Raw genomic sequence first — 14,001 nt, forward strand, 5'->3', positions numbered from 1 at the left:
TTGCCTAAAGGATGAAGTGCAAGCCAACATTAAGATTTACATACTTTCCAGCAGTAGCCATAGTACTAACTTTAAAACTGTTGAAGTATAAATTGAATCCTATATCTCCTTTGAACTGAGCTTGTGAATCATTGAGTCTGGAAATCTCATCATTCACCAGATTTAAAGCTAATCCACTACCCCCGAATTCATATTCGAAGTCTGATTGTGCAATACCAAGCGCACCAAATATTTCAAAGTTTTCGTATTTTTTTGAAGCCATGACCTCAGCCATCCATACCCCTGAACTTACATCGATCAAATTCAGATTAAGTAGATTAGGCACAGAAATTTGCTCAAACTCATATTTCACATCAAAAATATCATAGGCAACTATAGCTGCCACTTCTAGATCATCATCTCTGGTTCTTCTTCTACCAAAATACTGACTCAAATTATGCTTTAAACCAACTCCATAAGTGCTGAATTCAGATCCACTTACCTCTAACGCTGGCAAAGCTCTTACTCCTAATTGAAAACCTAAAGGCAATCCAACAGAAACCTGTGCGAATGGATACATCAAAGCTCCGGTGTCTATCCCCTCAATCGCCTGAAACGCAAATTCCTGACCAAGAAAGTTCCCATTAAACATCACATCTGAATCACTACCAAAGGCAGTTGGCACAACCGCACCATTACCACCGCCGGCGATAGTCAAATTCGAAAAATCATTATTATTTATAGTAAATTCTTTCTTACTTGAAGGAACGAAAAGAGCATTTGCATGCAAGGAAACGTCGACCTTCCATGGCTCCAAAGCTTTAGCAGAAGTAAACCAGCTGGCTGTTGCCTGATAAGCTGCACTCTCAGCTGCAGGAGTAGCGAATCCATCTGCAATAAATAAAAGATCATCAATGATCTCCTGACCTTCTGCAGGTACCGATTGAGCGTGTGCCATTCCGCCGTTAAAAACAGCTAGGAGTAGCATTATAATTTTAAAATTTTTCACGTTAATTGATTTAGGTTAAATTATAGGTGTTAAGGTTTGTAAAGATAGCAGTCCCATAAATATTAAACGAAAAAAACCCACACTTAGTTTTAGTGTGGGTTAAGATCATATTATGTTAGTGAAAATTATGCATCGATATTCGCATATTTAGCATTCTTCTCGATAAAGTCACGTCTTGGCGGAACTTCGTCTCCCATTAGCATAGAAAAAATCCTGTCGGCTTCTCCTCCATTATCGATATTCACCTGTCTTAATTTTCTGAATTCAGGATCCATCGTGGTATCCCAAAGCTGCTCAGCATTCATCTCTCCAAGACCTTTGTATCTCTGGATCTGAACACCTCCGCTATAACTTTCTGCGATTTCATCACGCTCTTTCTCGCTCCACGCATAACGTTTCTTCTGTCCCTTTTTCACCAAATAAAGTGGCGGAGTAGCAATATAAATGTGACCACTCTCGATCAATTCGCGCATGTATCTAAAGAAGAAAGTGAGGATTAAAGTTTCAATATGGCTACCATCTACATCGGCATCACACATGATGACTACCTTATGATACCTCAGTTTTGAAAGGTTTAAAGCTTTACTATCTTCTTCGGTACCTATAGTTACCCCAAGTGCTGTATAAATATTCTTGATTTCCTCGTTCTCGAAAACACGATGAGACATCGCTTTTTCAACATTCAGAATTTTACCTCGCAATGGAAGGATCGCCTGAAATTTACGATCTCTACCTTGTTTGGCTGTTCCACCTGCCGAGTCTCCCTCAACCAGAAACACTTCACATTGTGCCGGATCCTGCTCGGAACAGTCAGATAATTTCCCAGGTAAACCGCCAACACTCATGACAGTTTTACGCTGAACCATTTCACGGGCTTTTTTCGCGGCATTTCTAGCCTGCGCAGCTAGGATTACTTTCTGAACGATGGTTTTAGCATCATTTGGATTCTCTTCCAGGTAGTTTTCCAGCATTTCAGAAACCGACTGAGATACTGCTGAAGTAACCTCACGGTTACCTAATTTTGTTTTAGTCTGACCTTCAAATTGAGGTTCAGCAACTTTTACAGAAATGATCGCGGTAAGTCCTTCACGAAAATCATCTCCGGTAATTTCAAATTTAATCTTATCCAACAGACCAGAAGCATCTGCATACTTCTTAAGTGTAGTTGTCAAACCACGTCTAAACCCGGAAAGGTGGGTTCCACCTTCATGAGTATTAATATTATTTACGTAGGAATGCAGATTCTCACTGAATGAAGTGTTGTAGATCATGGCAACCTCAACAGGAATATCATTCTTTTCACCTTCCATCGAAATTACATGACTGATAATTGGCTCACGATTGCCGTCCAGAAACTTTATAAATTCCTTTAGTCCTTCTTCAGAATGAAAATGATCCTGAACATACTCGCCATTGTCTTCTTTATTCCTCTTATCGGTAAGACTAATTTTAATTCCTTTGTTTAGAAATGCCAACTCTCGCATACGACTGGCCAAAGTATCATAATTATACTCCAGAGTTTGTTGAAAAATGCTAGGATCTGGCTTAAACGTAACAATTGTTCCACTTAAATCTGTTTCCCCTGTAGGCTTTACAGGATACAGTGGCTTTCCAAGTTCATATTCCTGCTGCCAGATCTGGCCATCACGATAAACAGTAGCCGTAAGATGCTCAGAAAGTGCATTCACACAACTTACTCCAACTCCGTGTAGTCCACCGGAAACTTTATAAGAATCTTTATCGAATTTACCACCGGCACCAATTTTGGTCATTACAACCTGCAGTGCAGAAACTCCTTCTTTTTTGTGTAGATCAATAGGTATACCTCTACCATTATCTTCAGTAGTGATCGAGTTATCCTCGTTGATAGTAACTTTTATATTATCACAGTGACCGGCAAGGGCCTCATCTATGGAGTTATCAACAACCTCATAAACCAGGTGATGCAGTCCTCTAACCCCAGTATCTCCAATATACATGGAAGGCCGCATTCGAACATGCTCCATCCCCTCCAACGCCTGAATACTGTCGGCAGAATAATTATGTTTCTTAGCTTCTTCGCTCATATTATGCTAATTAATTTTGTCTCTTTTGGATAACGAACAAATATAACAATTCGCATACTTTTAACAGGTTGTAGACCTGCGATGAGGCTCGAAGTTATCAACAAATTATGTGGAAAAACCCGAAATGTTTAAGATTATTTTCACATTTCGGGTTTTGAGGAAAATCAAATATTTGAACGAATTTTACACAGCTAATTTTTTCATTCCAGGAGCTACGTGAGTTTCGTTGGCTCTTCCACTAGGATCAAGATCTTTCTGCCATTTTGGGATCCATCGTTTTACTGTTTTCGCTGCGGAATCCTGAGGAAAATGCTGCTGAAAGATCTCACGGTAGAAGTAAGCTTCTTTTGAAGTTGGCGTGTTCACCGGAAACCTAGTTGCCGCAGTTTCCATTTGAACGTCTGTCACCTGTTCTGAAGCATGATCAATTAGCTGATCGATCCAGTTGTAACCCACACCATCACTAAATTGTTCTTTTTGTCTCCATAATACTTCTTCTGGCAGAAAAGGTTCTTCAGGAGTATCGAATGCCTTTCTCAAAATAAATTTTTCAATACCATCATAAGTAACCGGCATTTTTTCTTCAGGAACTATTTCCATAGCGGTTTTCAAAAACGCTTTATCCAAGAAAGGCACTCTTGCCTCAAGACCATGCGCCATCGTAGACTTATCGGCTCTAAGGCAATCTGCTGTAGCTAATCGCTGTACTCTTCTAATGGTTTCTTTCTGAAACTCTTCCGCAGAAGGCGCATTTTTAAAATACAAGTATCCACCAAGGATCTCGTCTGAACCTTCTCCAGACAATACCACCTTGATCCCTTTTTCAGCAATGGCTTTAGAGAGGAAATACATTGGAGTGCTGGCGCGAATTGAAGTAACATCGTAAGTTTCAAGATGCCATACAAGCTTTTTAAGAATAGAGATACCTTCCTCTACAGTGAAATGAATTTCATGATGCTCGGTACCCAGAAAGTCTGCAACTTTTCTCGCAGCAATTAGATCTGGTGCTGCTTCATCCAAACCAATTGAAAAGGAATGCAATGTTTGACCACTATCTTTCATCAATCTGGCCGCGATAGAACTTGTTAGTGAAGAATCGAGTCCACCACTAAGCAATACTCCAAGAGGCACATCTGCCATCAATCTCTTTCTGGTCGCTTCGATCAAACTTTCACGTAGCTTTTGTAAGTCTGCAGGCTGCGTAGCAACTTCAGATTCAAACCACTCTGGAGAATAATATCTTACGAATCCGGTTTCTGGTGTATAATAATGTCCAGGAGGAAAAGCATGAAATTCAATACAGCTATCTGCAAGAGATTTCATTTCACTGGCAAACCACATGGCACCTGCTTCGTCCTTTCCATAATAAAGTGGCTTTACTCCAATTGGATCCCTGGCCACCATAAATTCATCACCATCAATGATCACAAATGAGAAGACACCATCTAATTTGTCTACGAATTCAAGACCATACTTTTCATACAAATGCACGATTACTTCAGAATCTCCGGTAGTTCTGAAAGTATGATCCTTTAATTCGTTATTTCGAAGTGACATGTGGTTATAGATCTCTCCATTGTGTACCATCCAGGCAGATTCAGTTCCTTGTATAGGCTGAATACCTGTGGTGAGATCTACGATTGATAGGCGTTCGTGAGCTAACACATAACCTTTTTCAGTAATTTTCAGTCCGCTTTCATCAGGGCCTCTATGAGACATTCTTTTTGAAAGATCAGCGATCTTCTTCTTGTCAAGATCTTTTCCGATAACTGCTAAAATTCCACACATGACTTATTTTGTTTATTATTATGAGACAAATATGGACTGAAGCTATCTAAATGAAAACATAATGGCTAACAATAATAATACTTGAAAAGTTTAAACTAAAAATTACATACCAAATGGTAGTATATAATTATAAATTTTAAACTTTTCTTCCATTTGAAAACCTCAGCTAAAATTTTAACAGCATATTGGTGCTTCTTTAACAATTCACACCTCTATGCGTCTTATCTTTATACTAACTAAAATTCAAATATTAGAATTATGAAAAAATTGATCATAGGTGGTTTAAGTGCAATGTTTTTCTTCGTTGCAAGCCCTATTAACGCACAGGATGACGATAAGGTAAACTACTCAAAGGAAGAACTTAAATTTTCCAAAGTAGATGCCAGTCCAATGGATCTTGCACTTTACAGAGACCAGGATGACGCCGCGGTGGCGAGGGTAATTTATAGCCGACCACAAAAAAGAAATCGTGAGATCTTCGGTAAACTGGTGCCTTATGGTGAGGTATGGAGAACCGGCGCAAATGAAGCAACTGAAGTTACTTTATATAAGGACATGAAAGTTGCAGACGCTACGGTAAAAGCTGGGAATTACACCTTATACACGATACCAGGCGAAAAGGAATGGACTGTTATTCTTAACAGCAAAACCAATACATGGGGTTCTTATGAATACACAGATAAGGAAGATAAGGTAAGAATTAATGTGCCGGTAAGAAAGGCTCCTAATACCATCGAATCTCTGTCTATGGCTTTCCAGGAAGCTAAGAACGGTGCAGACCTTCTAATCGGATGGGATAACAGCTATGTAAAAGTTCCATTCAAGAATGCTAACTAAAATTTAGTACAGCAGCTTATAATTTAAAAAACGCCCTATCGGGCGTTTTTTTTATGGTATGTTCAAATATTTATGGGTTTGTAGCGATACTTTCCACCGCGGATTTTCCATTACATAATCAACGATCATCGGGATCACTTTATCACGGTTACTCCATTCAGGTTGTAAGTATAAGATACAGTTCTCACTGACTTTCGCTGCCTGCTCTTCAGCAAACTTCAGGTCATGTCTATTAAAAACAATAACCTTTAACTCATTGGCCAGAGGATAGATCTCCTCGGTTGGCAATTTAATTTTCTTTGGAGAAAGACATATCCAGTCCCAGGTACCCGTAAGTTTATAAGCTCCTGAAGTCTCAATATGAATATCACAACCTTGGTTTTTAAGATTTTGAGTTAGAGCTGTCATATCCCAGGTTAATGGTTCACCTCCCGTGATAACAATAGTTTTACTATGACGGGTAGCATTCTCGACGATTTCCCCAATATGCGTAGGCGGGTGCGTACTGGCATCCCAGCTTTCCTTCACATCGCACCAGTGACAACCTACATCACAACCACCAATCCTAATAAAATATGCAGCCGTTCCTTTGTGGAATCCCTCACCCTGGATCGTATAAAATTCTTCCATGAGTGGAAGCATTATTCCTTTATCAACCAGGCTCTTTGTCTCTTCTGAAATCATAGCCGGCAAAGATAATCATTATACTTCAGGATAAATAACCTTTGTTTTTTGAGTTTGCGATCCTTCGGTTTAATTCTAAGTACCAGAAAGTATATATTTAAATCAAAATTTTTAATATGCGTCTGAAGGTCTTCTTAGCAGTTTTATCCATTCTCGGCCTGAGTTCATGTACTTCAGCTTTATTGCGGAAAACAACTGAGTTTGAAAAGATTCACCATGGATTTACCGGGATCATACTTTTAGATGCTGAATCAGGCAAGAATATCTATCAGTATAATGCCCACAAATCTTTTACTCCAGCTTCCAACACCAAAATATTGAGCCTCTATTCCGCTATAAAATCTCTCGAGGACAGCATCTTTACATTTAGATACCGGAAAACTGAAGATTCTCTCATTTTTTCAGCTACCGGAGATCCCGGATTACTTGACCCAGAAGTGTCTTCCAAAATACCTTTGCAATTTCTAAGGAATTCTAAGGATTCTATCTATTATCAAAAAGCTAACTGGAAGCAGGAGGTTTATGGTGCTGGATGGAGCTGGGATGATTTTGAATACGCCTTCTCTCCTCAAATATCTGCAATGCCGATTTATGGGAATACAGTAAGTTTTACAATGGTGAATAAAGATCTAAAAGTATCTCCGGGATTTTTTACCAATTACACCCAAACTATTAATTCTGAAACACTGGAAAAGCTTAAGGGTACGAATCAATTCAGGGTTCCAAAGAAACTTCAGAAGAACGATACGCTAAGAATTCCTTTTGAAACTTCAGAAGACTTAAGCATCAGGATCATTGAACAAGAAATTGGGCGAACTATAAAAATCATTCCACCAGGACCAAAAGCGAATCAAGTTATAAAATCAACAGCCTCCGATAGTCTTTTCAAACAAATGATGCATACCAGCGATAATCTCATTGCGGAACAATTACTAATCATGATTTCAGAAAAGATATCGGATACCATGAGTACAGAGATCGCTATAGACTATGCTAAAAATAATTTTTTCAAAGGACTGCCAGATGAATTTCAATGGGTAGATGGCTCTGGATTATCAAGATATAATATGAACACTCCTGCTAACTTGGCGACCATTCTGAAATATTTATTAGGTGAAAAAGGTGAGGACTGGGTTTCGACCATTTTCCCCACGGCTGGCAAGCATGGAACTCTTACAAACTTACTAACGGACGAAGAAGCATTTGTATTTGCAAAATCAGGAAGTTTAAAAAATAATTATAGCCTTAGCGGCTATCTGAGAACGAATAACGACCGACTTCTAATTTTCAGTATTATGAATTCCAATCATATGAATTCTCCTGAAGAAATAAAAGCTGAAGTTTCAAAGCTTCTTATTCACATTAGAAACAACTATTGAATTTTAGAAGTTCCAAATATTCCCTATTTTCGAGACAGTATATATACCTATGAAAAGACGCAATTTCGTTTACGGCCTGGGACTTGCCGGTTTAAGTATTCCCCTACAATCATTTTCAGGAACTGCAGAGCGGCAGATTTCAACTAATAAAAAACTACTTCCGAAAAGACTTTCTGAAGGAGATACTATTGGAATAACAAGTCCTGCAGGAGCAATTTTTGACAGTGAACCTTATGAGATCGCCCGGGAAAACCTGGAAGCGATGGGACTAAAAGTAAGATTTGGAGAATTTGCTAAAAGCAGGTATGGTCACCTCGCTGGCACCGATGAAGAACGCGCTTCAGAATTGAATCAAATGTTTGGTGACCCTGCAATTGATGCGATCATTTCACTTCGGGGTGGTTCGGGAGCTGCAAGAATCATAGATAAACTTGATTATGAGCTCATTCGTAAGAATCCGAAGATTTTCATAGGCTACAGTGATATTACAGCATTGCATCTTGCGATCTACGAAAAAACGGGTCTAGTGACTTTTCATGGACCCATGGCAAGCTCTTCATGGAATACATTTAATTACGATATTTTTCGCCAGTTGCTATTCGAAGGAAAAAAGATCGAATATACCAATCCTGAAAACCTGAATTTTCTGGAAGTCCAAACCAACAATAGAATAAGAACTATCAATAATGGTTACGCGAAAGGGGAATTACTAGGTGGAAACCTCTCTGTGCTTACTTCGATTATGGGAACACCCTATTTTCCTACTGACTGGTCGAATAAGATCCTGTATCTTGAAGATATAGGAGAAAAGATTTATGCCGTAGACCGGATGATGTCCCAACTTAAACTTGGTGGTATACTGGATAAGATCTCCGGATTTGTCTTCGGAAAATGTACAGGCTGTGATCCTGGTGGAAGTGGCTATGGCTCACTTACCATGGAGGAAGTTGTAGACCACTATATAAAACCCCTAAACATCCCGGCATTCTCCGGTGCGATGATTGGTCATATAGACGATAACAGCACCATCCCTAACGGAATTGAAGCTGAAATAAACAGCAACACCGGTACTATCAAATTATTAAAACCTGCAGTTAAATGAACACATCAAAAAAGTTTGTAGATCACATATCTTCGGAATATAACACTAAAGGTGATTATATCTATCTGGGCGCAGGAATGCTTGACGAACAAGTCTTTGCCGATGCTCCAGTTAAGATTCCGTTGAAAACAATGAACCGGCACGGACTAATTGCAGGTGCTACAGGAACCGGAAAATCAAAAACCCTGCAAATCCTTGCTGAAAACCTATCTCAGAAAGGAGTGCCGGTTTTACTGATGGACGTAAAGGGAGATCTAAGTGGAATCGCGAAAGCTTCAGAAGGTGCCACTTTTATCGATGAACGTCATGAAAAACTTGGATTTCCATTCACTCCAGATGCTGCACCGGTAGAAATGCTAAGTCTCTCAGAACAGGATGGAGTGAGACTTAGAGCTACAGTAAGTGAATTTGGCCCAGTGCTTTTATCCAGAATACTGGATTTAAATGATACCCAATCCGGGATCATGGCGATCATATTCAAATATTGTGATGATAACCAACTGCCACTTCTGGACCTTAAGGATCTCAAAAAGATGCTTCAATACACTACTGAAGAAGGTAAGGAAGAGATCAGTAAGGAATACGGTAGAATTTCAAGCGCTTCCACAGGTGCTATTCTTCGGAAGATCATTGCACTGGAACAACAAGGCGCAGAGCAGTTCTTTGGAGAAAAATCTTTTGAAGTAAACGATCTTTTAAGAAAAACATCAGACGGAAAGGGATACGTGAATATTTTGAGGCTTACCGATATTCAGGACAGGCCAAAGTTATTCTCAACATTCATGCTTTCATTACTTGCTGAAATTTATTCAACCTTTCCAGAGAAAGGCGATATGGATAAACCGGAACTTGTCTTATTTATAGATGAAGCACATCTTATTTTCGATGAAGCTTCAGATGCATTGCTTGATCAAATTGAAAGTATCGTAAAACTGATACGTTCCAAGGGCGTAGGACTTTACTTCGTTACTCAGAATCCAGCCGATGTTCCTGAAGAAGTTCTGGGACAGCTGGGACTTAAAATTCAGCATGCTTTAAGGGCTTTCACAGCTAAGGACCGAAAGGCGATTAAACTTGCTGCTGAAAATTATCCGATTTCAGAATTTTACGATACCAAAAATATGCTAACCTCGTTAGGTATTGGAGAAGCCATGGTTTCAGCATTAGACGAAAAAGGAAGACCTTCTCCTCTGGTAGCGACCATGTTGCGCGCACCAATGAGTAGAATGGACATATTAAGTGATTCAGAATTAAGACAAATCAACAAAAATTCTGAACTTGCCCGTAAATATAACGAGGAAATTGACCGCGAAAGTGCTTACGAGATACTGAATAAAAAGATCGAAGAAGCAGATCGTGAAGAGGCTAAACAACAGGCTAAAGAACAGCGAGAAAAAGTAACAAAAACCAGTAGCCGTCGTAAAAGTGGACGTTCCCGTGAAGGTGCGATCATCAAAGTGCTAACCAGTGCAACTTTTATACGCGGCGTAATGGGAATATTGAATAAATTTTTAAAATAAAGGAAACCGAAATCTATGTATAAAAAAGCTCTAATCTTTCTAGGCGTTTGCGCCGCGATGGTATCATGCACGAGTGATGAAGAAAATCCATTTCTAATAACTCCAACGCAAGTGGGACCTTTGAAAAAGGAGGTTAAGATCAACCAGTTAGATAGTATTTTTCAAAATGACAGTATCGTAAGACAAACGAGCGGTCCTGATGACTTTCGTTCTACAGACGAGATCAAGATTTTCGGTGAGGATGGCTCAGCGTTAATGAGTCTGGAACCCTTGCAGGAATTCGACTCAACCAGTACCATTGGATATATTCGCATACTTGATGCTCGTTACGAAACTAAGAACGGACTTAATGTGAATAGCACCTTCAAGGATATCATGGAAAATTATACGATCTCAAGGATCGAGAATACGATAAATTCTGCCGTAGTATTTCTGGATGAGATCAATGCTTACATTACAATAGACAAGACACAGTTACCGTCCAATCTCCGTTATGATACGGATAGTAAGATCATGGCTTCGCAAATTCCAGATGATGCAAAGATCAAATACTTGATGATCTACTGGAACTAGAATGAGAAAGTGCCTGCTTATTCCTATTTTGATATTGGTTGCATCCTGCAAATCCAGGCAGGACCTGTTGACTACCAGTTTACTTTCAAAAAATGGGAATTACCAGGCAGTGATCGAAATACCGGCAGGCACTAATGCCAAAGTAGAATACGATAAGGACTTAAGACTTTTTAGTACTTCCCTTCGTAATGGTAAGGAAAGGATCATAGATTTCCTGGCTTACCCTGCGAACTATGGGTTTATACCTTCCACTTATTCAGATCCAGCGAATGGAGGTGATGGCGATGCCTTGGACATCATGATACTTAGTAGCACACTGAAATCTGGGGATATCGTGGAATTCATTCCAATTGGCATCATTAAAATGATAGATGCCGGTGAGGAAGACTTTAAAATTATTGGCGTCCCAGCCAGAAGAGAATTAAGAACAATACAGGCTGAAAACTACCAGCAACTATCCGAGAATTACCCGGGAGCACTTAATATTCTGGAGACCTGGTTTTCAAATTATGACCTGGAAGACAATACGGTAATTCAAGGTTGGGGTAATGAAAAAGATGCAATCCAAGAAATAGAAAGGCTTCGGCTAAAATTGTAAAGTTTGTTAATATTGATTTGTGAATATATTAAATAGATACTTTTAATTCTGATAACCAATATTTTGACATCTTATGATTAAAGTTTTAGCAATGATTATGACCATTGGTGGTGCGATAGCACTGGTAATGGGAGTTTTAGGAATCTTTGGCAGTATAGCTTTTATGTTAAGCCCCTGGGCACTTACCATCCTGGGATTTGTATTCTTCGTAGCAGGAATCTCCATGCTTAAATATCGAAGAGATACAGATGAAGTTCCCGTACGTAAGTAATTAGTTCGCAAAATCTGAACATAAAAAAAAGCTGCCCTTAGGCAGCTTTTTTGTTTAACCATATTGACTCTTAGTCAACATTATCATGTAGGAAAGAGTTGTTCTTTCTAAAATGTAATTCGTTATTATCATCCTGCTCGATACTGGTTCTTGAAAGTTTACTTTCACCAGGCTTCGAATTATTCAACTCAATTCCTGCTCTTTTATAAGCTGGCTGCTTTTCAATCTCATCGATCTGAGCTGAACCAGTTCTAAACTTGTAATTGAATTCCTTCATCTTCGCTTTACGCTCTGCCGTACGTTGACGCACAACTTCAGAAGAAATTGGATTGTCGAATGGATCATGCTCATCGTTGTCATTCTCTCTTGAAGGAGCCGGCGCTACAGTCTTTTTTTCAAAAGCTACTGTTTCGTCCTTCTCTTCCTCCTTTTCCGGAGCCTTGGAACTTTCAAGTTTCTGCTCGATCTCCATATAATCATCAAGACTATATCGCTTTACTCCCTTGGCAGAATTTTCGGTTACGGGAACGATCTCTACATGTTCGTTCACATGAATATTTCTTGTAGACTCCTCCTCTTCATCATTTAAAGAATGTCGCTTTACCTCTTCTTTCTTTTCTGAAACCTGCTTCTTCTCTTCTTTCTGATTCATTGGGATATCGAAAGTAAACATAAACTGTTCTTCGCTTTCAGATTTACCTTCTTCAGATTCTTTGAAATTTTCAGTATCCAGTGTTTCTGAAGTATCATTGATGATAAACTCTTCAGGATTCACTTCCTCGTAGACAACATCAAGCTTTCTTGCGAAATCTGGTGTTTTATAAATATCTTCTACCTTTTTCTGAATTTTACCAACCTCGTCTACTTCCTCTACATTTTCATCAAGAGTATGAACGATCTTTTCTTCCTTTTTAGGTGCTTCAAATTCTATTTGCGCATCTTCAATATCATCATTCCTGTCCTGAGCTACTTCAGAAACAGAACCAGTTCTTTTAGCGATCAACTCCTGCTCGGCTCTTTGCTCGTCTTCCAGGGTATGAATGATCTTTTTAGTTTCAGTATTAGTGATCTCATTTTGCTGTTCTACATCGAACCCAGTAGCGATAATAGTCACGGCGATAGAGTCTTCTAAAGATTCGTCCTCACCAACACCCATAATGATGTTAGCGCTATGCCCAGCTTCAAGCTGAATATGGTCATTGATCTCTCCAATTTCATCGATAGTGATCTCCTCGTTACCAGATACAATAAGCAGTAAAACATTTTTGGCTCCGGTGATCTTATTATCGTTCAATAATGGCGAATCAAGTGCTTTCATGATCGCATCTGTAGCTCTACTGGCTCCTGAAGCCTGGGCAGAACCCATAATTGCAGTTCCAGAATTACTCAATACAGTCTTCGCATCGCGAAGGTCAATATTCTGAGTATAATGGTGCGTTATAACTTCTGCAATTCCTCTGGATGCAGTGGCCAACACTTCATCAGCTTTCGAGAATCCGGCTTTAAATCCAAGATTTCCATAAACCTCACGAAGTTTGTTATTGTTGATCACAATTAGTGAATCTACATGCTTACGCAGTCTTTCAACTCCTAATTGTGCCTGTTCGTTTCTGTTTCTTCCTTCGAACTGAAATGGAATGGTTACGATACCAACCGTTAAAATATCCAGTTCTTTTGCCTGTTTTGCAATTATTGGAGCAGCACCAGTCCCGGTACCACCACCCATACCTGCAGTGATAAAGATCATCTTGGTATTGGTATCCAACATTTGCTTTATTTCCTCAAAGCTTTCTACTGCCGCTTTCTCACCAATCTCAGGATTCGCACCTGCTCCAAGTCCTTCAGTTAAAGTTACCCCTAACTGGATCTTGTTTGGAACCGAACTGTTCTCCAAAGCCTGGGAGTCGGTATTACAAACAACAAAATCAACCCCTTTAATTCCTGCCTGGAACATATGGTTAATGGCGTTGCTTCCTCCACCTCCAACTCCAATCACTTTGATGACGTTCGATTGGTTCTTTGGTAAATCGAATGAGATGTCTCCAAATTCTGTACTGCTCATAAACTCTGTTTTACTGGTTGTATTGTATCTATTTTATTCTGCATTGTCTAAGAAATCCTTGAATTTCTCTGCCCATTTATCAAAGATGCTTTTTCGTGCAACCTTATTGGAAGAGGGCTCTTCCCTGTAAGTA

At 39.3% G+C, this 14,001-nt stretch carries 12 protein-coding genes; 7 read left to right on the forward strand and 5 right to left on the reverse strand.

The window, feature by feature from the left end; genetic code table 11:
• Window positions 1-4: 4 nt before the first annotated feature.
• The 3 genes from ACNI3T_RS04070 to asnB form a co-directional block, all read right to left on the reverse strand.
• On the reverse strand, window positions 5-988 hold the full coding sequence (locus ACNI3T_RS04070) for a DUF6588 family protein (protein ID WP_472272263.1): 984 nt from the start codon (window positions 986-988) through the stop codon (window positions 5-7).
• Between the two features lie 125 nt (window positions 989-1,113).
• Entirely contained in the window at window positions 1,114-3,054 is a 1,941-nt protein-coding gene (gene gyrB, locus ACNI3T_RS04075) for a DNA topoisomerase (ATP-hydrolyzing) subunit B (RefSeq protein WP_418226732.1), read from the reverse strand.
• Window positions 3,055-3,237: 183 nt separating this feature from the next.
• The gene (asnB, locus tag ACNI3T_RS04080; protein WP_418226733.1) at window positions 3,238-4,842 is read right to left on the reverse strand and encodes an asparagine synthase B; all 1,605 of its coding nucleotides are present in this window, start codon (window positions 4,840-4,842) and stop codon (window positions 3,238-3,240) included.
• A gap of 258 nt (window positions 4,843-5,100) precedes the next feature.
• Between asnB and ACNI3T_RS04085 the strand changes: the two genes are divergently transcribed.
• Entirely contained in the window at window positions 5,101-5,679 is a 579-nt protein-coding gene (locus ACNI3T_RS04085; protein WP_322301993.1) for a DUF2911 domain-containing protein, read from the forward strand.
• Window positions 5,680-5,730: 51 nt separating this feature from the next.
• Here the strand turns inward: ACNI3T_RS04085 and ACNI3T_RS04090 are convergent, their stop codons facing one another.
• Window positions 5,731-6,363 carry a 7-carboxy-7-deazaguanine synthase QueE gene (locus ACNI3T_RS04090; protein ID WP_322301992.1) on the reverse strand — a complete coding sequence of 211 codons (633 nt, stop codon included), beginning with the start codon at window positions 6,361-6,363 and terminating at the stop codon, window positions 5,731-5,733.
• A 116-nt stretch (window positions 6,364-6,479) separates the two neighbouring features.
• On the opposite strand from ACNI3T_RS04090, the gene ACNI3T_RS04095 reads away from it, so the two are divergent.
• The 6 genes from ACNI3T_RS04095 (at window position 6,480) to ACNI3T_RS04120 (ending at window position 11,806) form a co-directional block, all read left to right on the forward strand.
• Window positions 6,480-7,742, forward strand: coding sequence for a D-alanyl-D-alanine carboxypeptidase (locus tag ACNI3T_RS04095; protein WP_418226734.1), 1,263 nt, complete (start codon window positions 6,480-6,482; stop codon window positions 7,740-7,742).
• Between the two features lie 49 nt (window positions 7,743-7,791).
• Window positions 7,792-8,844 (forward strand): S66 peptidase family protein, encoded by a 1,053-nt coding sequence (locus tag ACNI3T_RS04100; RefSeq protein WP_418226735.1) that lies wholly within the window; start codon window positions 7,792-7,794, stop codon window positions 8,842-8,844.
• The gene (locus tag ACNI3T_RS04105; RefSeq protein WP_418226736.1) at window positions 8,841-10,364 is read left to right on the forward strand and encodes a helicase HerA-like domain-containing protein; all 1,524 of its coding nucleotides are present in this window, start codon (window positions 8,841-8,843) and stop codon (window positions 10,362-10,364) included. Before ACNI3T_RS04100 ends, ACNI3T_RS04105 begins: the two co-directional genes overlap by 4 nt.
• 15 nt (window positions 10,365-10,379) lie before the next feature.
• Window positions 10,380-10,937, forward strand: coding sequence for a hypothetical protein (locus ACNI3T_RS04110; RefSeq protein WP_418226737.1), 558 nt, complete (start codon window positions 10,380-10,382; stop codon window positions 10,935-10,937).
• Window position 10,938: 1 nt separating this feature from the next.
• Window positions 10,939-11,535, forward strand: a complete 597-nt coding sequence (locus tag ACNI3T_RS04115; protein ID WP_418226738.1) for an inorganic diphosphatase — start codon at window positions 10,939-10,941, stop codon at window positions 11,533-11,535.
• 73 nt (window positions 11,536-11,608) lie between these two features.
• Entirely contained in the window at window positions 11,609-11,806 is a 198-nt protein-coding gene (locus ACNI3T_RS04120) for a hypothetical protein (protein WP_418226739.1), read from the forward strand.
• Window positions 11,807-11,876: 70 nt separating this feature from the next.
• On the opposite strand, the gene ftsZ is transcribed toward ACNI3T_RS04120, so the two are convergent.
• Window positions 11,877-13,868, reverse strand: a complete 1,992-nt coding sequence (ftsZ, locus tag ACNI3T_RS04125) for a cell division protein FtsZ (RefSeq protein ID WP_418226740.1) — start codon at window positions 13,866-13,868, stop codon at window positions 11,877-11,879.
• Between the last annotated feature and the right edge of the window lie 133 nt (window positions 13,869-14,001).

The organism is Christiangramia qingdaonensis (assembly GCF_048381525.1).
Lineage (GTDB): Bacteria > Bacteroidota > Bacteroidia > Flavobacteriales > Flavobacteriaceae > Christiangramia.

Bases quoted from the DNA above. Each gene is read 5' to 3' on its own strand.
- asnB (WP_418226733.1), bottom strand. From the start codon at position 4,842: ATGTGTGGAATTTTAGCAGTTATCGGAAAAGATCTTGACAAGAAGAAG.
- ACNI3T_RS04095 (WP_418226734.1), top strand. From the start codon at position 6,480: ATGCGTCTGAAGGTCTTCTTAGCAGTTTTATCCATTCTCGGCCTGAGT.
- ACNI3T_RS04105 (WP_418226736.1), top strand. From the start codon at position 8,841: ATGAACACATCAAAAAAGTTTGTAGATCACATATCTTCGGAATATAAC.
- ACNI3T_RS04100 (WP_418226735.1), top strand. From the start codon at position 7,792: ATGAAAAGACGCAATTTCGTTTACGGCCTGGGACTTGCCGGTTTAAGT.
- ACNI3T_RS04090 (WP_322301992.1), bottom strand. From the start codon at position 6,363: ATGATTTCAGAAGAGACAAAGAGCCTGGTTGATAAAGGAATAATGCTT.
- ACNI3T_RS04115 (WP_418226738.1), top strand. From the start codon at position 10,939: ATGAGAAAGTGCCTGCTTATTCCTATTTTGATATTGGTTGCATCCTGC.
- ACNI3T_RS04110 (WP_418226737.1), top strand. From the start codon at position 10,380: ATGTATAAAAAAGCTCTAATCTTTCTAGGCGTTTGCGCCGCGATGGTA.
- ACNI3T_RS04085 (WP_322301993.1), top strand. From the start codon at position 5,101: ATGAAAAAATTGATCATAGGTGGTTTAAGTGCAATGTTTTTCTTCGTT.
- ftsZ (WP_418226740.1), bottom strand. From the start codon at position 13,868: ATGAGCAGTACAGAATTTGGAGACATCTCATTCGATTTACCAAAGAAC.
- ACNI3T_RS04120 (WP_418226739.1), top strand. From the start codon at position 11,609: ATGATTAAAGTTTTAGCAATGATTATGACCATTGGTGGTGCGATAGCA.
- gyrB (WP_418226732.1), bottom strand. From the start codon at position 3,054: ATGAGCGAAGAAGCTAAGAAACATAATTATTCTGCCGACAGTATTCAG.